Source organism: Mesorhizobium sp. M1027 (genome assembly GCF_040318745.1).
Lineage (GTDB): Bacteria > Pseudomonadota > Alphaproteobacteria > Rhizobiales > Rhizobiaceae > Mesorhizobium.
Genome location: NZ_JAMYMW010000020.1, coordinates 1 through 13,737, shown reverse-complemented (window position 1 = coordinate 13,737; position 13,737 = coordinate 1). Strand labels below are relative to the sequence as shown.

Sequence of the window (13,737 nt, the reverse complement as noted above, 5' to 3'; positions counted from 1 at the left end):
TCAGGAGATCCGCACGAGCGGCGTTGCAGCAACGCCGCCGAATTCCGCCAGCACCGTCTCACCGCCAACCGCGGTCTGGCCGACGGCGACACGCGGCGTCGCGGTCGAAGGCAGGAATACATCGACGCGCGAGCCAAAGCGGATCAGTCCGAAGCGCTCGCCGGTGCCGATGGCGCCGCCGGCCTCGGCCCAGCAGACGATGCGCCGCGCCACCAGGCCGGCAATCTGCACCGCGGCGACCGTTCCATTGGGGCTTTCGATGACCAGCCCGTTGCGCTCGTTCTCGGTGCTTGCCTTGTCGAGTTCGGCGTTGAGGAATTTTCCTGGCCGATGCTCGATCCTGGAAATGCGGCCACGCACCGGAGAGCGGTTAACGTGGCAGGAAAAGACGTTCATGAATACCGAGATGCGGGTCATTTCGCCGCCGCCGAGGCCAAGCTCGCGCGGCGGCACGGCCGGGCCAACCGCCGAGACGATGCCGTCGGCCGGGCTGACAACCAGCCGGTCGTCGATCGGCGTGACACGCTCGGGATCGCGGAAGAAATAGGCGCACCAGGCCGTCAGGATGAGACCGATCCAGAACAGGGTCGAGGAGAAATAGCCAAGAAAGAGCGTCGCCGCGCCGAACGCAGCGATAAAGGGATAACCCTCGCGATGGATCGGAACGAACGCATTCTTGATCGTGTCGACGAGGCTCATGGGATCAGGACAACCTTGGTTCCAAGTCCGGCCTCAATAGCGGAAACACCCTGCGGTCGCAACGCGACAATGGGGGCGGTTGAGGGTTTGGCGGTCGCGCCGCCGTCTCTCAGAACGACCAAGCGAAATCCACTCAGGCACCCGCTGCTGCCGCTTGGTCGAAATACTCCTCGAGCTCGCGCCGATCGGCCTCCGCCAGGCTCTCTTCGTGGCTGCCGCGCAGCGCGCCGCCTTTCGGGGTCGACTGGAGGAAGAATACATGCCCGTCGGCCATAACCACCCAGTTCACAACTGCGCCGCCTTCCCTAGGCACGACCGAGTTCGCCGAGACGACAGCATCGGTCGGATCGAACCCGGCCCTGCGTAGCAAGAGGTCGACAGCGACCGGCGCATGATAGGCTGCGGCCAATTCGAGCACCGTTTCTATTGCCTGCGCTTCAACACGGGCAAGTCTCTTGCCGACGCGCGGGGCGCCGGCAGCGAATGGATTCTCGCCCGGACGCGCGACGGACGGATCCTTCGGGGCGATATATTCATAGACGGCCGCATGCGTGGGCGTGGCGACGGCTAGACGCGGCTCCTTGGCATTGGTGCGCAGCTGAAAAGCCAACAGTTTTTCGCCCTCGACGTCCAGCACCCTTGCCATGCCGAGCGCCAGCTTGACCTCGGGCCTAGGCGCCTCGGCGCATGCAAGGCCGACGCCGACATCACGCCAGCCCGTCATTTGATTGACCAGCTTGCCAACAGAACGATGGAGTAGCCTCGGCTCGCGCCGGGGATTGGCCATGGCCAGTTGATGGATGGCGTCGTCGCAGTCGGGATCGTCGACAATTTTCAGTTCGGGCCACGAAGCGATCCAACGCGCCGAAAGCGCAAGCATCGACGCGGCCTTATCGGCTTCATAGAAAAGCTCATCAAGTGTGTCGAGGAAGTCGTCACGGCCGCCTTCGAAGCCGGTCTGTTCCTCAGTCTCCTCGGGGTGCTCCGCGACCCAGGCAGCCATTTGGTCCAGAGCGCCTAGTTGTTCATGCGCGCCCATTGCGGCAAGGCCAACGCGTGCGTCGGCAATGACGTCGGCGAGAATTCCATAAACGTTGCAGTTGTGAATGAGCTGACTGTGGCCGCCATTATTCACCTGCGCCAAATAGAGGTCGGCATGGTACACCTGCATCGCCTTCTGGTTTATCTCGAAGCGCGTGTAGAGCGCCTTGCTGAGCATGGCGTCGACGAAACCGTCAACGGCTACAACGAGCTTGAAAGGCTCATCAACCGCCTGTTCCACCGCGGAGCGCGGCACAATTACCGAAGGTAACGGCCTGCCTACGAATGACTGCTCGGAGCGAGCCGGCGAAATGAGCGCCAACCGACGAAATTTCCCCTTAGCCCAGCGAGAAAATCTTTCGAACACGTCAACCCCTTTTGTGCTTTGGCAACAACAGGATTCTGCGGGCCAACGTGATTCTTGCATTTGACTTTCCCGTCCGCAAGCACCGGCCGGTTATACTTCATTGAAGAAGAATGAGTGAAGGCGCACGGCGCATCGCGCGGTTCCGTGCGGCTACTCAGGTCAAATATAAACGACGCCGTCGCCATCCTCATTGTCGGAACGCAGCACTCTCGCCCGTCCTTGGCAAGACAGCGCCTCTCATCGGCCTTTCGGCCATGACGATCTGCGCAAACCCGGAGGTTCTCGGCCCATGCAGAAATCAGCAGCTAGGCAAGTGCAAGTGGTGATGAACGGCTTGGCTTTCGGCGAGTCACCGCGCTGGCACGATGGCCGGCTGTGGTTCTGCAACTGGGGTACGGGCCAGATCATCGCCGTTGACGCCCTAGGCAACAGCGAGATCGCGCTCACCGTGCCGGCCACCCTGCCCTATTCCATTGACTGGCTGCCGGACGGGCGCCTGCTTGTCGTATCCGGCCGCGAAGGGCTGATCCTCAGGCAGGAGGCAGACGGGACATTGGTCATCCATGCCGATCTGAGACAACTATCAAAGAGCCCGTGGAACGAGATCGTCGTCGATGGACGCGGCAACATCTATGTCAATGGTGGTGGGCCTGCTCCGGGTCCCGGCCAGCATTTCGGCCCCGGCGCCATCGTGCTGGTAGCGCCTGACGGCTCGGTTCGGCAGGTGGCTGAGAACCTCGCCTTCGCCAATGGCATGGCGGTGACGCCTGACAATAAGACGCTTATCGTTGCCGAGTCCCACGCCAACCGGCTGACCGCCTTCGACATCGCTGCCGATGGCGGCCTTTCCAACCGCAGGATCTGGGCCAATCTCGGCAACGGTTTTCCCGACGGCATCTGCCTCGATGCCGAAGGTGCGGCCTGGTATGCCGATGTTCCGAACAGGCATTGCGTACGGGTGCGCGAGGGTGGCGCGATGCTCGAAAGCGTCGACGTCGACCGCGGCTGCTTTGCCTGCATGCTCGGCGGCAGCGAGGGAAAAACGCTGTTCATCGTCGCCGCCGAATGGCGCGGCTTCGAACATATGATCAGCGATGCCCGTACCGGCCAAGTGCTCAGCGTCGACGCTACTGCGCCAGGCGCCGGCTGGCCGTAGAGAGCTTACATCCCGGGAATCCGCTGATAGTTGGCAATATCGGCCTTGACGCCAAGTCGCGCAATGGTCTCCTGAGGATTGAAGCCGCTGCGCTCATGCGCAGCCTTGATGATCGGCACGACCTTGTCGACAGCGGCCTGCCCTTCCCATGCGACAATGGTCACGAGGTTGAACTCGCCCGGCCCCGAGAATTGCTCAAGCAGGAAATCCTGGACGAACCCTTGCTGCTGGCGCAGCAATTCATGCGTCATCCGGACCTTGGCAAGAATCTCCTCGCGGGCGTTGGCCGGAACGACAAACTTGTCCACCCGGAATACGCTGCCGCCACTAACTGCCTGATTTATCCCATTCATATCGATTGTCTCCGTTTTGAACGACGCATCTTGCTGCGATCCAAAACGGCCTACGATCTCAACTTAAGTTGAGGTCAAGCACGATTTCAGCTCACCTCCGAGGTGCGGCGGCGGACGACGACGCCGAACTCGTCACTTTCGCGGGCAATGCGCAGCCGCTCCTCGGCCTCGCTTGCCTCGCGCTGGCGGTCCCACATCGATGCATAAAGGCCGCGCTTGGCCATCAAGGCGGCATGGGTGCCGCGCTCGGCGATCTGGCCGTCCTGCAGGACGATGATTTCGTCGGCGGAAATCACTGTAGACAGCCGATGGGCGATGACGAGGGTGGTGCGGCCCTGGCTGACCAGGTCGAGTGCCGCCTGGATCTCCTGCTCGGTGTGGCTGTCCAGCGCCGAGGTCGCCTCGTCGAGCATCAGGATCGGCGGAGCCTTCAAGATGGTGCGGGCAATCGCCACCCGCTGCTTCTCACCGCCGGAGAGTTTCAGCCCGCGCTCGCCCACCATTGAGCGATAGCCGTCGGGCAGCCGCTCGATGAACGGTCCGATCTGGGCCAGTTCTGCCGCCTTGCGCACATCCTCCTCGCTGGCGCCGATGCGGCCGTAGCGAATGTTGTAGGCGATGGTGTCGTTGAACAGCACCGTATCCTGCGGCACCATGCCGATGGCGGCGCGCAAGCTCTCCTGCGTCACGTCGCGAATGTCCTGGCCGTCGATCAGAACCTTGCCGCGCTGGATGTCGTAGAAACGAAACAAAAGCCGCGAAATGGTCGACTTTCCGGCTCCGGAGGGACCGACAATGGCCACCGTCTTGCCTGCTGGCACCTCGAAGCTGATACCCTTCAGGATCTTGCGGTTGGCGTCGTAGGAAAAATGCACGTCACGGAACTCGACATTGCCGGCGCTGACGACCAGTGGCTTGGCGCCCGGCCGATCGACGATCTCGCGCTTGACGTCAAGCAGATCGAACATGTTTTCGATGTCGGTCAGGCCTTGGCGGATTTCGCGGTAGATCATGCCGATGAAATTCAGCGGCACCGAAAGCTGCATGAGCATGGCGTTGACGAAGACGAAATCGCCGACGCTCTGTGTGCCTGCCTTCACCTCGAGTGCCGACAGCACCATGACGACGGTCATGCCGATGCCGAAGATCACGCCTTGGCCGAAGTTCAGCCAACCAAGCGAGGTCCAGGTCCTGGTCGCAGCCACCTCATAGCGCGCCGTGGAACGGTCGAAGCGCTCGGCCTCCATGGCTTCGTTGTTGAAATATTTGACTGTTTCGTAGTTGAGCAGCGAATCGATCGCCTTCGTGCTGGCTTCATTGTCGCTGTCGTTCATCTCGCGGCGGATCGAAATACGCCAATCGCTCGCCCTGACGGTGAACCAGACATAGAGCCAGACCGTGACCGCGATCACCAAGACGTATAGCCAGCCATAGGTAACGGCAAAGATGCCGGCGGTGAGCGCGAATTCGACGATCGTCGGTGCAGTCGCCAGCATGGTGAACCGGACGATCGTCTCGATGCCTTTAGTGCCGCGCTCGATGACGCGCGACAGTCCGCCGGTGCGCCGTTCGAGGTGGAAGCGCAGCGATAATTCGTGCATGTGCACGAAGGTACGGAAGGCGAGCCGGCGCACGGCATGCTGGCCGACCCGTGCAAACAGGGCGTCGCGCAACTGGTTGAAGCCGAGCTGCACCAGCCGCACGGTATTGTAGGCGACGACCAGCATGACCGGCGCCAGCAGGAAGGCCGGCAGCGGCGGCGGCGATTTGCTATCGCCGGCCAGTGCGTCGGTCGCCCATTTGAAGAAATAGGGTCCGGCCACCAGGGTCAGCTTGGCAACGACCAGCAGCACGGTGGCCCACACCACCCGGGCCCTCAGGTCGGCGCGGTCGGCCGGCCACATGTAGGGCCAGAGATTGCGCAACGTTCTGAAGGTCGAGCCGGAATCGGCGGAAACGGTTTTCTCGGCCATTCTTGTTTACCTTTTATATCTTAGCGGCCGGAGCAGCAGGAATCGACCAGCGCGGCCAGCGATGCCGAAACATCGGCGAGCGCGGCGCGGTCGAGCTCATAGCGCGAGCGCTGGCGGTCAGGCTCGAAGCGGATCAGCCCGGCCTCGACCAGGATCTTCAAATGCTGGGAAACGGTGGACTGCGCCAGATCGAGATGCTCGACGACCTCGCGACAGCAGCACGAACGGCTGGCGGAAAGGTGTTTGAGAATTTCGATCCGCGCCGGATGCGAAAGGGCCGCGAGCCGGACAGCGACAGCGCGGCTATCCGGCGTGCATTTGGCCGGCGTGCAGTTGGCCGGCGCGCGTTCATCTGCCGCCTGGCGTCGGTCCATTACGGGGGGAGATTCGATCATCGTGCATCGGCGATAAACGATGACTGGCCCTGTCGCAAGCTATTCTGATGGGCAGAACGGCTACTCGGTCTTGACTGGCGCCGTCGTCATCTGGTCGCCCATTGCCTTGAGATCGGCGGGCTCGCCTTCCTTCGATTTCTCCGGCACCTTGAACACCTGCCCCGGCCAGATTCGGTTCGGATTGCTGATCTGGTCCTGGTTGGCGAGATAGATGGTCGAGTAGCGCATGCCTTGGCCATAGACTCGCCGCGAAATCCGCCACAGCGTGTCATGGCGGCGGATAATGACTGCGCCATCGGCATGTTCGAGCTTAGGAGCGACGGTCTCGGGAGTTTCGCCCGAAGGCGTTGTCGCGGCCATTTCGGCCGGGGCCTCGGTGGCGGGAGCGGGGGTGGTTGCGGGCGTTTCGGCGGCTGTTGCCGGTGTAGCCGGCGCGGCTTTGGTCGCCGGAGCATTCGGCTCGGCTGGTTTTATCTCGGCAGGCTTAGGCTCGGCGGGTGCGACGGCGGCAACCGCCTCGCCTGGCTCGCGCTCGAACGGCACGGCGGCACGGGCCACCACCCTCACGCCGTCGGCGTCGAGCGCGTCGACATGGATGGTGTAGGTGCCGACCGGGATGTCACGTGTCGCTTCGACCAGGAAGTGGCGGTCGGGCGAGGTCTTCGCGTCGCCGAGCAGGATATCGTTGGCATAGGCGCGCACCTTGCGGCCGGGATCAGTGACGCCGGCAATGAAAATCTTGTTGCCGTCGATTTCGACGGCTTCGACGACGATCTTGGGCTCCGCCGCGGGAGCAGCAGGCGCTGCCGGTGTGGCGGGCGCCACCGGAGCCGGTGCGGCTTCAATGGCGGCCGGCGCGGCGGCGGCCGGCAGTTCGGTGCCAGTGGCAGGCAGCGCGGCATCAGATTTTGCCTCAGGGGCCGGAACAGTGAGCAGTTCGGACGGCTTGCCCGGCTCCTCGACCATTGCCAGCACTTGGCCGGTGGAATTCTGGGGGATCGAAACGACGGCGGTCTGCGCCGAGGCGGTCACGACATTGCCAGCCGTCGAGCGCAGCGTGATCGTGTAGTCGCCGGGCTTCAGCGGATCGTCGAGAATAATGGCAAAGGCGCCGTCGGGACCGGCGACCGTCGAGCCGAGCACAGTCGAACCGTTGAGAATCTCGACCTTGGCGTTGGGCGCCGCATTGCCGGCGACGACGACCGAGCCGTTGCTTTCGACGCGCACGATGTCGAAGGTCGGCACGATTGCACCTGCTGCGGTCGGCGCAGCGGGCGCTGCCGCATCGGTGGAGGCCGCGGGCGCAGGCGGCAGCCGCCCCTCGGTCGCCGGAGCGACCGGTTTCGAAGCCGGCGGCGTCAGCGCCGCGACCTCCGCAGGCCGGGTAGAATTGAGATACGGGTCGAGCGCGCCCGATAGATAGGCGGTTCCCGCCGCGGCGACAGAGCCGCCAGCCGCGAACAAAAACGCCTTCAACGGATTAATTGCCATGTTTCCCTGCCCCTTAGCCACCTAATTTGGTCTAGCCTGTTTTACCAAATCCGACAAGAAAAAGCCCGCCCCAGGGCTTGACCATGCCAATAGTCCCTATCACCAATTATAACATGAACACGATTCGATCTGTCTGCGTCTATTGCGGCTCGTCCCCGGGCCGAGATGAAACCTATATCAAGGCCGGACACCTGCTTGGCCGCTCGATCGCCAAGTCCGGCCTGCGTCTGATTTATGGCGGCGGCACTAAAGGTATCATGGGTGCCGTCGCTGAAGGGACATTAAAGGCCGGCGGCAAGGTAACGGGCATCATTCCACGTTTTCTGATCAACCGGGAGGCGACCGAAACCGCGCTTAACCGGCTCGACGAGCTCGTCATCACCGACAATATGCATGAGCGCAAACATAGGATGTTCGAGAAATCCGACGCCTTTGTGGCGTTGCCCGGCGGCATCGGCACGGTCGAGGAGATCGTCGAGATCATGACTTGGGCCCAACTCGGCCACCACCGCAAGCCGATCGTCTTCGGTAACGTCGGAGGGTTCTGGGATCCGATGCTAGCGCTGCTCGACCACATGGCAACGGAAGGCTTCATCCACACGGCGCAACGGGTAAAGCCGCTGGTGGTCGAGGATCCGGAAGCAATCGTCGCCGCCATCATGGTGGCGGGATCGTCCGTCGACGCTCCGACGGAGGGCGTACAGTCGGTGATTGATAAGATGTAGAGTGAACAGTGAATAGTGAAACACAAGACGTTCCAGACCGCGCCTGTCTATCCACTACTGATTATTCACTATTCACTCCTTTCCCTACTGCCTTCCTTAAATCCGCAATGACGGGCCAACCGCCTTTCTTCGTTACGCGGCTCGAGCTGATGCGGAAACGGTCTTGCGCACCGAAGAAAACATCGACCAGGAGTACATCGCCAGTGCTGCCCAGATCAGCCCGAAGGCTATGGCCTGAACACTGCCGAAGGGTTCGCCGAAAATCAGCACCGCGATCAAAAAGACGATGGTCGGCGCGATATATTGCATGATGCCGATGGTGGAGAGGCGCAGCAGCCTGGCGCCGAACGCAAACAACAGCAGCGGCACGGCGGTGACCGGCCCGCAGCCGATCAGCAAGGCGGTGTCGTTCAACGAGCTGGAGACGAAATGATCCTGTCCTGTGGCGATCAGGAAGACGATGTAGCCGAGCGCCGGCACCGACAGCAGCAGCACTTCAAGCAGGAAGCCCTGGCTCGGGCCGATTGGCAGCGTCTTGCGGAAGAAGGCATAGGCGGCAAAGGAAAAGGCCAGCACCAGCGACACCCAAGGCAGCTTGCCGGCGTCGATGGTCAGTACCGCGACGGCGATTGCCGCGAGCACCACCGCCACGACCTGCAGGCGGTCGAGCCGTTCGCCGAGCAGCAGCGCGCCGACAACGACGCTGACCAGCGGGTTGATGTAGTAGCCAAGCGCGGTCTCGATGGTGCGGTCGACCGCGATCGCCCAGACATAGATGCCCCAGTTGACCGAGATCAGCGCTGCGGTCAGCACGGCCATCGAAATGATGCGCGGCGAACGAACTGCCGCTTTGAAATCGGCAGTCCTGCCTGCCCAGACCAGGACAGCGGCGGCGATCGGCACTGACCAGACGATGCGGTGGGCGATGACTTCGGCCAGCGGCAGATGCGCGACAGCCTTCATGTAGAAGGGCAGCAGCCCCCAAAGGAGGTAGGCGCCAAGCGCCAGCAGAAAACCGCGACGAGCTTTGGTGTCGGCTTCGATTTGCATTGCTTGGGCGGTCATGGCCCAACGCTATGCGCCAGCCGCCCTGTCAAAACCATCGCAAATTTCTGATGGATTAATGGAGTCTCGCTGATGGTTCAACGCTACTCCGCCGCCGCCAATCCCGCCATGTCGCGGTTCTTCATCAGCTTGTAGACGATCGAATCCATCAGCGCCTGGAACGAAGCATCGATGATGTTTTCGGAGACGCCGACCGTCCACCAGCGCGCGCCGGTGCCGTCATGGGATTCGATCAGCACGCGGGTGATCGCCTCGGTGCCGCCATTGAGGATACGCACCTTGAAGTCGGCCAGCTCGAGATCGGCGATCTCGCTCTGGAATTTGCCGAGATCCTTGCGCAGCGCAATGTCGAGCGCGTTGACCGGGCCATGGCCTTCGGCGACCGACATCTTCTCCTCGCCCTCGACCAGCACTTTCACAATCGCCTCCGAGACCGTCTTCAGCTGGCCGTTGGCGTCGAAGCGGCGCTCGACCATGCAGCGGAACGAGGTGACGCGGAAGAATTCCGGCAGGCCATGCAGCATCTTGCGCGCCAGAAGCTCAAAGCTGGCGTCGGCGCCTTCGTAAGCGTAACCCTCCGCCTCACGTTCCTTGACCACGGCGATCAGAGCGTCGAGGCGATGGTCATCCCGGGGCACGTCGATGCCGCGCCGCTTCAGCTCGGCGAGGAAATTGGCCTTCCCACCTTGGTCCGAAACCATGACGCGGCGGCGGTTGCCGACAGTCTCTGGCGGCACATGCTCGTAGGTCGCCGGCTCCTTGGCCAGCGCCGAGGCATGGATGCCGGCCTTGGTGGCGAAAGCGGAGGCACCGACATAGGGCGCCTGCGCTTCGGGCGCGCGGTTCAGCAACTCGTCGAAGGCGCGGGACAGACGCGATATACCGGTCAACTTCTCTGCCGAAATGCCTGTAGCAAAGCGGCCCGAAAAGGCCGGCTTCAGCGCCAATGTCGGCACGATCGAGATCAGGTTGGCGTTGCCGCAGCGCTCGCCGATGCCATTCAGCGTGCCCTGGATCTGGCGCACGCCGGCCTCCACGGCGGCAAGCGAATTCGCCACCGCCTGGCCGGTGTCCTCATGGGCGTGGATGCCGAGATGGTCGCCTGGTATGCCGGCGGCGATCACCCTTTCGACGATGGCGCGCACCTCAGAGGGCTGGGTGCCGCCATTGGTGTCGCACAGAACCACCCAGCGCGCGCCGGCTTCATAAGCCGTTCTGGCGCAGGCCAGCGCATAATCGGGGTTGGCCTTAAAGCCATCGAAGAAATGCTCGCAGTCGACCATCGCCTCCTTGCCGGCAGTGAGCGCCGCCTCGACCGAGGTCTTGATCGCCTCGAGGTTCTCCTCATTGGTGCAGCCGAGCGCGACGCGGACGTGGTAGTCCCAGCTCTTGGCGACGAAGCAGATGGCATCAGATTTGGATTGGATCAGCGTCGCGAGGCCGGGGTCGTTCGAAGCCGACACGCCTGCCCGCTTGGTCATGCCGAAGGCAACGAATTTGGCATCGGCCGTGCGGCGCTCGGCAAAGAAGGCAGTGTCGGTTGGATTGGCGCCGGGGTAGCCGCCCTCGACGTAGTCGATGCCGAACGCGTCCAGCAGCTTGGCGATGGCGATCTTGTCCTCGACGGAAAAGTCGATACCCGGCGTCTGCTGACCATCGCGCAGCGTGGTGTCGAACAGATAAAGGCGCTCGCGAGCCATGGTCATTTCCCGGCAAACATGTCCGTTGCGCGGATCAGCCTGTCGAGGATGCCCGGCTCCGAATAGGCGTGGCCGGCGCCTTCGATCAGATGGAAGTCCGCTTTCGGCCACGCCTTGTGCAGCGCCCAGGCATAGCGCGCCGGGCACGGCATGTCGTAGCGGCCGTGAACGATGGTACCCGGGATATCCTTAAGCTTCCATGCATCGCGCAGCAGCTGTCCCTCTTCCAGCCAGCCGGCATGGACGAAATAGTGGTTCTCGATGCGGGCGAAAGCCAGGGCATAATCATCCTGGCCGAAGGGACCGCTGGTTTCCGGTTCCGGCAGCAGCGTGATCGTCTCGCCCTCCCACAGGCTCCAGGCGCGGGCGGCCTCGACCCGCGCCACAGGATCGCTGCCGACCAGCCGTTTGCGGTAGGCGGCCATCATGTCGCCGCGCTCAGCCTCCGGAATGGGCGCCAAAAACCGCTCCCACTTGTCGGGGAACATCTCCGAGACGCCGAACTGGTAGTACCATTCGAGTTCGGCGCGGGTCAGCGTGTAAATGCCGCGCACGACCAGTTCGCTGACCCGCTCGGGATGTGTCTCGGCATAGGCCAGCGCCAGCGTCGACCCCCACGAGCCGCCAAACACCAGCCATTTGTCGAAGCCGCACATTCTTCGCAGGCGCTCGATGTCGGCGACCAGGTGCCAGGTGGTGTTGGCTTCGAGCGAGGCATTGGGCGTCGATTTTCCGCAGCCGCGCTGGTCGAACAGAACGAGGTCGTAGAGCTTCGGGTCGAACAGCCGCCGGTGCTTTGGCGAAATGGTGCCGCCCGGCCCGCCATGCAGGAATACAGCCGGCTTGGCCCCCTTGGTGCCGGAGCGCTCCCAATAGACCTGATGGCCATCGCCAACGTCGAGCATGCCGGACTCGAAAGCCTCGATCTCGGGATAGAGGGTACGGAATTCGCTGCTCATAATTTCAGGCCCTGCTGCGGCCAGTTGGCCGTCTCGTGATCGGGATGCTGGAAGGAGATGATGGATTCCTGTCGCGCGTAGAAATCCGGGTCGTCATGGATCGGCGCGTCGAAGATCGTCTCGACCCAAGGCAGCCTGGCGGCGTAGTTGACCTGGATCTGCGGCGCCAGATCGGAACGGTCGTCGAAGGCGCCGATGGCGATCTCCAGCGCGCCGGGCTGGCGGTAGGTCAGCGGTGTGCCGCAGCGGGCGCAGAAGCCGCGATCGATGTTGACCGACGACTGAAAGTAACTCGGCTCCTCGCGCACCCATTCGACGCCGTCGCTCGGCACTGTCACCAGCGGGCCGAAAAACGACCCGAACTGTTTCTGGCACATGCGGCAATGACAAATGGACGGGCGGCCGAGCGCCCCGTGGATGCGGAAGCGCACGGCGCCGCACTGGCAGCCGCCGGTACGAACGGTTTCGGTCATGATTTTTCCTCCGGCGGCCATTGTTCGGTGTCGTGGTCGGGATGTTGGTAGGAGACGAGGTCGGCGAGATAGGAGGCAGACGAGACGTCGGCCATCGTTTCCTCACCGGGCAATTCGTGAACATGATCCACATAGGGAAGCTTGGCTTCGACACCCCATTGGATCGTCGGCGCAATCTCCTCGGGGTGGTCGAATGCGGCGATGGCGAGCGCCACGCCATCGGGCGCTTCGAAGGTCAGCGGCGTGCCGCATTCGGCGCAGAAACCGCGCAAAGCCGCGTTGGACGAGCGGAAGCGTTTGGGCTTACCGCGCGTCCAGTCCAGCCTGGCGCCGCGCACCGAGACCAGCGGCAGGTAGAAATTGCCGCTCGCCTTCTGGCACATGCGGCAATGGCAGACGGAAGCATCGCCGAGCGTGCCTTCGACGCGGAAGCGCACGGCGCCGCACTGGCAGCCGCCTGTATACACCGGTCTGTTGTCGAGGCTCATCGCGCACTACTCCGGAGCATGGCAGACCGCCTCGACATTGTTGCCGTCGGGATCGAGGACGAAGGCGCCATAATAGTTCGGATGGTAGTGCGGGCGCAGGCCAGGCTCGCCATTGTCTTTGCCGCCGGCGGCGATTGCCGCGGCGTGAAAGGCATCGACCTCGGCGCGGCTGCGCGCGGTGAAAGCGACATGCTGATGATGCTTCGACTTGTCCTTGCCGGCGTGCAGCCAAAACACCGGCCGGTCGCGGCCGTAGCCGCCGACCTTGGCGCCGCCGGTATATTCCTGCGGCACCATGTAAAGCAGCGAGGCGCCGAGCGGTGCCATCGCCCTGTCGTAAAAAGCCTTCGACGCGTCGAAATCCGAAACAGTGATGCCGAGATGATCGATCATGGAACTACCTCCGTTGCTGGCTGGCCTGCCAACAGGTCGGCGCCAGTCAGGCCGGCCACGATCACGATGTGCTGGCAGACATTGTCAATATCGCGAACGACGTCGTCGTTCCAAAAGCGCAGGATGGTCCAGCCGCTGGCATTCAAGTACGCGCTTCGTGCCTCGTCACGCTGGACACTTTCGGGATCCGCGTGCTGGCTGCCGTCAACCTCAATGATCAAGCTGTGTGTCGAGCAAGCAAAGTCGATGATGTGAGGTCCGATCGGCACCTGCCGGCGAAAGCTCATCCCCATCAGCCGATGGGCGCGCAATTCGTTCCAAAGCTTCAACTCGGCATCGGTCATGCCACGGCGCATAGATTTTGCATTCTTTCTCCGACGCGATGGAACGAGGTCGTGACCCATCAAGCACCCTCGCCTTCGCGATTGGCGAAATCATCGACGACAGCCAATCTCCCCC

Annotated in this window: 16 protein-coding genes; 3 read left to right on the top strand and 13 right to left on the bottom strand. The window is 62.7% G+C overall.

What is annotated here, in order from left to right; translation table 11 throughout:
- Both NKH50_RS27945 and NKH50_RS27940 read right to left on the bottom strand, forming a co-directional pair.
- A complete protein-coding gene (locus NKH50_RS27945; RefSeq protein WP_352647365.1) occupies nt 1-699 on the bottom strand; it encodes a phosphatidylserine decarboxylase in 699 nt (232 codons plus the stop codon).
- A gap of 133 nt (nt 700-832) precedes the next feature.
- Nucleotides 833-1,834, bottom strand: coding sequence for a DMP19 family protein (locus NKH50_RS27940; RefSeq protein ID WP_352882420.1), 1,002 nt, complete (start codon nt 1,832-1,834; stop codon nt 833-835).
- Here NKH50_RS27940 and NKH50_RS27935 point away from each other — a divergent pair.
- On the top strand, nt 1,721-2,011 hold the full coding sequence (locus tag NKH50_RS27935) for a hypothetical protein (RefSeq protein WP_352882424.1): 291 nt from the start codon (nt 1,721-1,723) through the stop codon (nt 2,009-2,011). The genes NKH50_RS27940 and NKH50_RS27935 overlap by 114 nt on opposite strands.
- A gap of 385 nt (nt 2,012-2,396) precedes the next feature.
- A complete protein-coding gene (locus NKH50_RS27930; RefSeq protein WP_254820224.1) occupies nt 2,397-3,263 on the top strand; it encodes an SMP-30/gluconolactonase/LRE family protein in 867 nt (288 codons plus the stop codon).
- Nucleotides 3,264-3,268: 5 nt separating this feature from the next.
- Here NKH50_RS27930 and NKH50_RS27925 read toward each other — a convergent pair whose 3' ends face one another.
- The 4 genes from NKH50_RS27925 to NKH50_RS27910 all read right to left on the bottom strand — a co-directional run bounded on the left by NKH50_RS27925 (nt 3,269) and on the right by NKH50_RS27910 (nt 7,475).
- Nucleotides 3,269-3,616, bottom strand: a complete 348-nt coding sequence (locus tag NKH50_RS27925; RefSeq protein ID WP_352882384.1) for an antibiotic biosynthesis monooxygenase — start codon at nt 3,614-3,616, stop codon at nt 3,269-3,271.
- An 86-nt stretch (nt 3,617-3,702) separates the two neighbouring features.
- On the bottom strand, nt 3,703-5,589 hold the full coding sequence (locus tag NKH50_RS27920; RefSeq protein WP_352882382.1) for an ABCB family ABC transporter ATP-binding protein/permease: 1,887 nt from the start codon (nt 5,587-5,589) through the stop codon (nt 3,703-3,705).
- A gap of 20 nt (nt 5,590-5,609) precedes the next feature.
- Entirely contained in the window at nt 5,610-5,963 is a 354-nt protein-coding gene (locus NKH50_RS27915) for an ArsR/SmtB family transcription factor (RefSeq protein ID WP_352479323.1), read from the bottom strand.
- An 81-nt stretch (nt 5,964-6,044) separates the two neighbouring features.
- Nucleotides 6,045-7,475, bottom strand: a complete 1,431-nt coding sequence (locus tag NKH50_RS27910) for a LysM peptidoglycan-binding domain-containing protein (RefSeq protein WP_352882380.1) — start codon at nt 7,473-7,475, stop codon at nt 6,045-6,047.
- Nucleotides 7,476-7,588: 113 nt separating this feature from the next.
- Between NKH50_RS27910 and NKH50_RS27905 the strand changes: the two genes are divergently transcribed.
- Nucleotides 7,589-8,200: an LOG family protein gene (locus NKH50_RS27905; protein WP_352705437.1), complete on the top strand. Its 612-nt coding sequence runs from the start codon at nt 7,589-7,591 to the stop codon at nt 8,198-8,200.
- A gap of 132 nt (nt 8,201-8,332) precedes the next feature.
- Here NKH50_RS27905 and rarD read toward each other — a convergent pair whose 3' ends face one another.
- From rarD to NKH50_RS27870, 7 genes are all read right to left on the bottom strand, one after another.
- Nucleotides 8,333-9,265 carry an EamA family transporter RarD gene (rarD, locus tag NKH50_RS27900; protein ID WP_352753079.1) on the bottom strand — a complete coding sequence of 311 codons (933 nt, stop codon included), beginning with the start codon at nt 9,263-9,265 and terminating at the stop codon, nt 8,333-8,335.
- 83 nt (nt 9,266-9,348) lie between these two features.
- Nucleotides 9,349-10,971 (bottom strand): citramalate synthase, encoded by a 1,623-nt coding sequence (gene cimA / locus NKH50_RS27895; RefSeq protein WP_352882376.1) that lies wholly within the window; start codon nt 10,969-10,971, stop codon nt 9,349-9,351.
- On the bottom strand, nt 10,968-11,924 hold the full coding sequence (gene pip, locus NKH50_RS27890) for a prolyl aminopeptidase (RefSeq protein WP_352705385.1): 957 nt from the start codon (nt 11,922-11,924) through the stop codon (nt 10,968-10,970). Before pip ends, cimA begins: the two co-directional genes overlap by 4 nt.
- Complete coding sequence (locus NKH50_RS27885; protein ID WP_352882373.1) at nt 11,921-12,397, bottom strand: GFA family protein; 477 nt, start codon at nt 12,395-12,397, stop codon at nt 11,921-11,923. The genes pip and NKH50_RS27885 overlap by 4 nt, the downstream gene beginning before the upstream one ends.
- The gene (locus tag NKH50_RS27880; protein WP_352882371.1) at nt 12,394-12,885 is read right to left on the bottom strand and encodes a GFA family protein; all 492 of its coding nucleotides are present in this window, start codon (nt 12,883-12,885) and stop codon (nt 12,394-12,396) included. The genes NKH50_RS27885 and NKH50_RS27880 overlap by 4 nt, the downstream gene beginning before the upstream one ends.
- Before the next feature lie 6 nt (nt 12,886-12,891).
- Nucleotides 12,892-13,278, bottom strand: coding sequence for a VOC family protein (locus NKH50_RS27875; RefSeq protein WP_352882369.1), 387 nt, complete (start codon nt 13,276-13,278; stop codon nt 12,892-12,894).
- Nucleotides 13,275-13,682 (bottom strand): endonuclease domain-containing protein, encoded by a 408-nt coding sequence (locus tag NKH50_RS27870; protein WP_352882366.1) that lies wholly within the window; start codon nt 13,680-13,682, stop codon nt 13,275-13,277. The genes NKH50_RS27875 and NKH50_RS27870 overlap by 4 nt, the downstream gene beginning before the upstream one ends.
- Between the last annotated feature and the right edge of the window lie 55 nt (nt 13,683-13,737).

Bases quoted from the DNA above. Each gene is read 5' to 3' on its own strand.
- NKH50_RS27945 (WP_352647365.1), bottom strand. From the start codon at position 699: ATGAGCCTCGTCGACACGATCAAGAATGCGTTCGTTCCGATCCATCGC.
- NKH50_RS27930 (WP_254820224.1), top strand. From the start codon at position 2,397: ATGCAGAAATCAGCAGCTAGGCAAGTGCAAGTGGTGATGAACGGCTTG.
- NKH50_RS27925 (WP_352882384.1), bottom strand. From the start codon at position 3,616: ATGAATGGGATAAATCAGGCAGTTAGTGGCGGCAGCGTATTCCGGGTG.
- NKH50_RS27920 (WP_352882382.1), bottom strand. From the start codon at position 5,589: ATGGCCGAGAAAACCGTTTCCGCCGATTCCGGCTCGACCTTCAGAACG.
- NKH50_RS27915 (WP_352479323.1), bottom strand. From the start codon at position 5,963: ATGGACCGACGCCAGGCGGCAGATGAACGCGCGCCGGCCAACTGCACG.
- NKH50_RS27910 (WP_352882380.1), bottom strand. From the start codon at position 7,475: ATGGCAATTAATCCGTTGAAGGCGTTTTTGTTCGCGGCTGGCGGCTCT.
- NKH50_RS27905 (WP_352705437.1), top strand. From the start codon at position 7,589: ATGAACACGATTCGATCTGTCTGCGTCTATTGCGGCTCGTCCCCGGGC.
- rarD (WP_352753079.1), bottom strand. From the start codon at position 9,265: ATGACCGCCCAAGCAATGCAAATCGAAGCCGACACCAAAGCTCGTCGC.
- cimA (WP_352882376.1), bottom strand. From the start codon at position 10,971: ATGACCATGGCTCGCGAGCGCCTTTATCTGTTCGACACCACGCTGCGC.
- pip (WP_352705385.1), bottom strand. From the start codon at position 11,924: ATGAGCAGCGAATTCCGTACCCTCTATCCCGAGATCGAGGCTTTCGAG.
- NKH50_RS27885 (WP_352882373.1), bottom strand. From the start codon at position 12,397: ATGACCGAAACCGTTCGTACCGGCGGCTGCCAGTGCGGCGCCGTGCGC.
- NKH50_RS27880 (WP_352882371.1), bottom strand. From the start codon at position 12,885: ATGAGCCTCGACAACAGACCGGTGTATACAGGCGGCTGCCAGTGCGGC.
- NKH50_RS27875 (WP_352882369.1), bottom strand. From the start codon at position 13,278: ATGATCGATCATCTCGGCATCACTGTTTCGGATTTCGACGCGTCGAAG.
- NKH50_RS27870 (WP_352882366.1), bottom strand. From the start codon at position 13,682: ATGGGTCACGACCTCGTTCCATCGCGTCGGAGAAAGAATGCAAAATCT.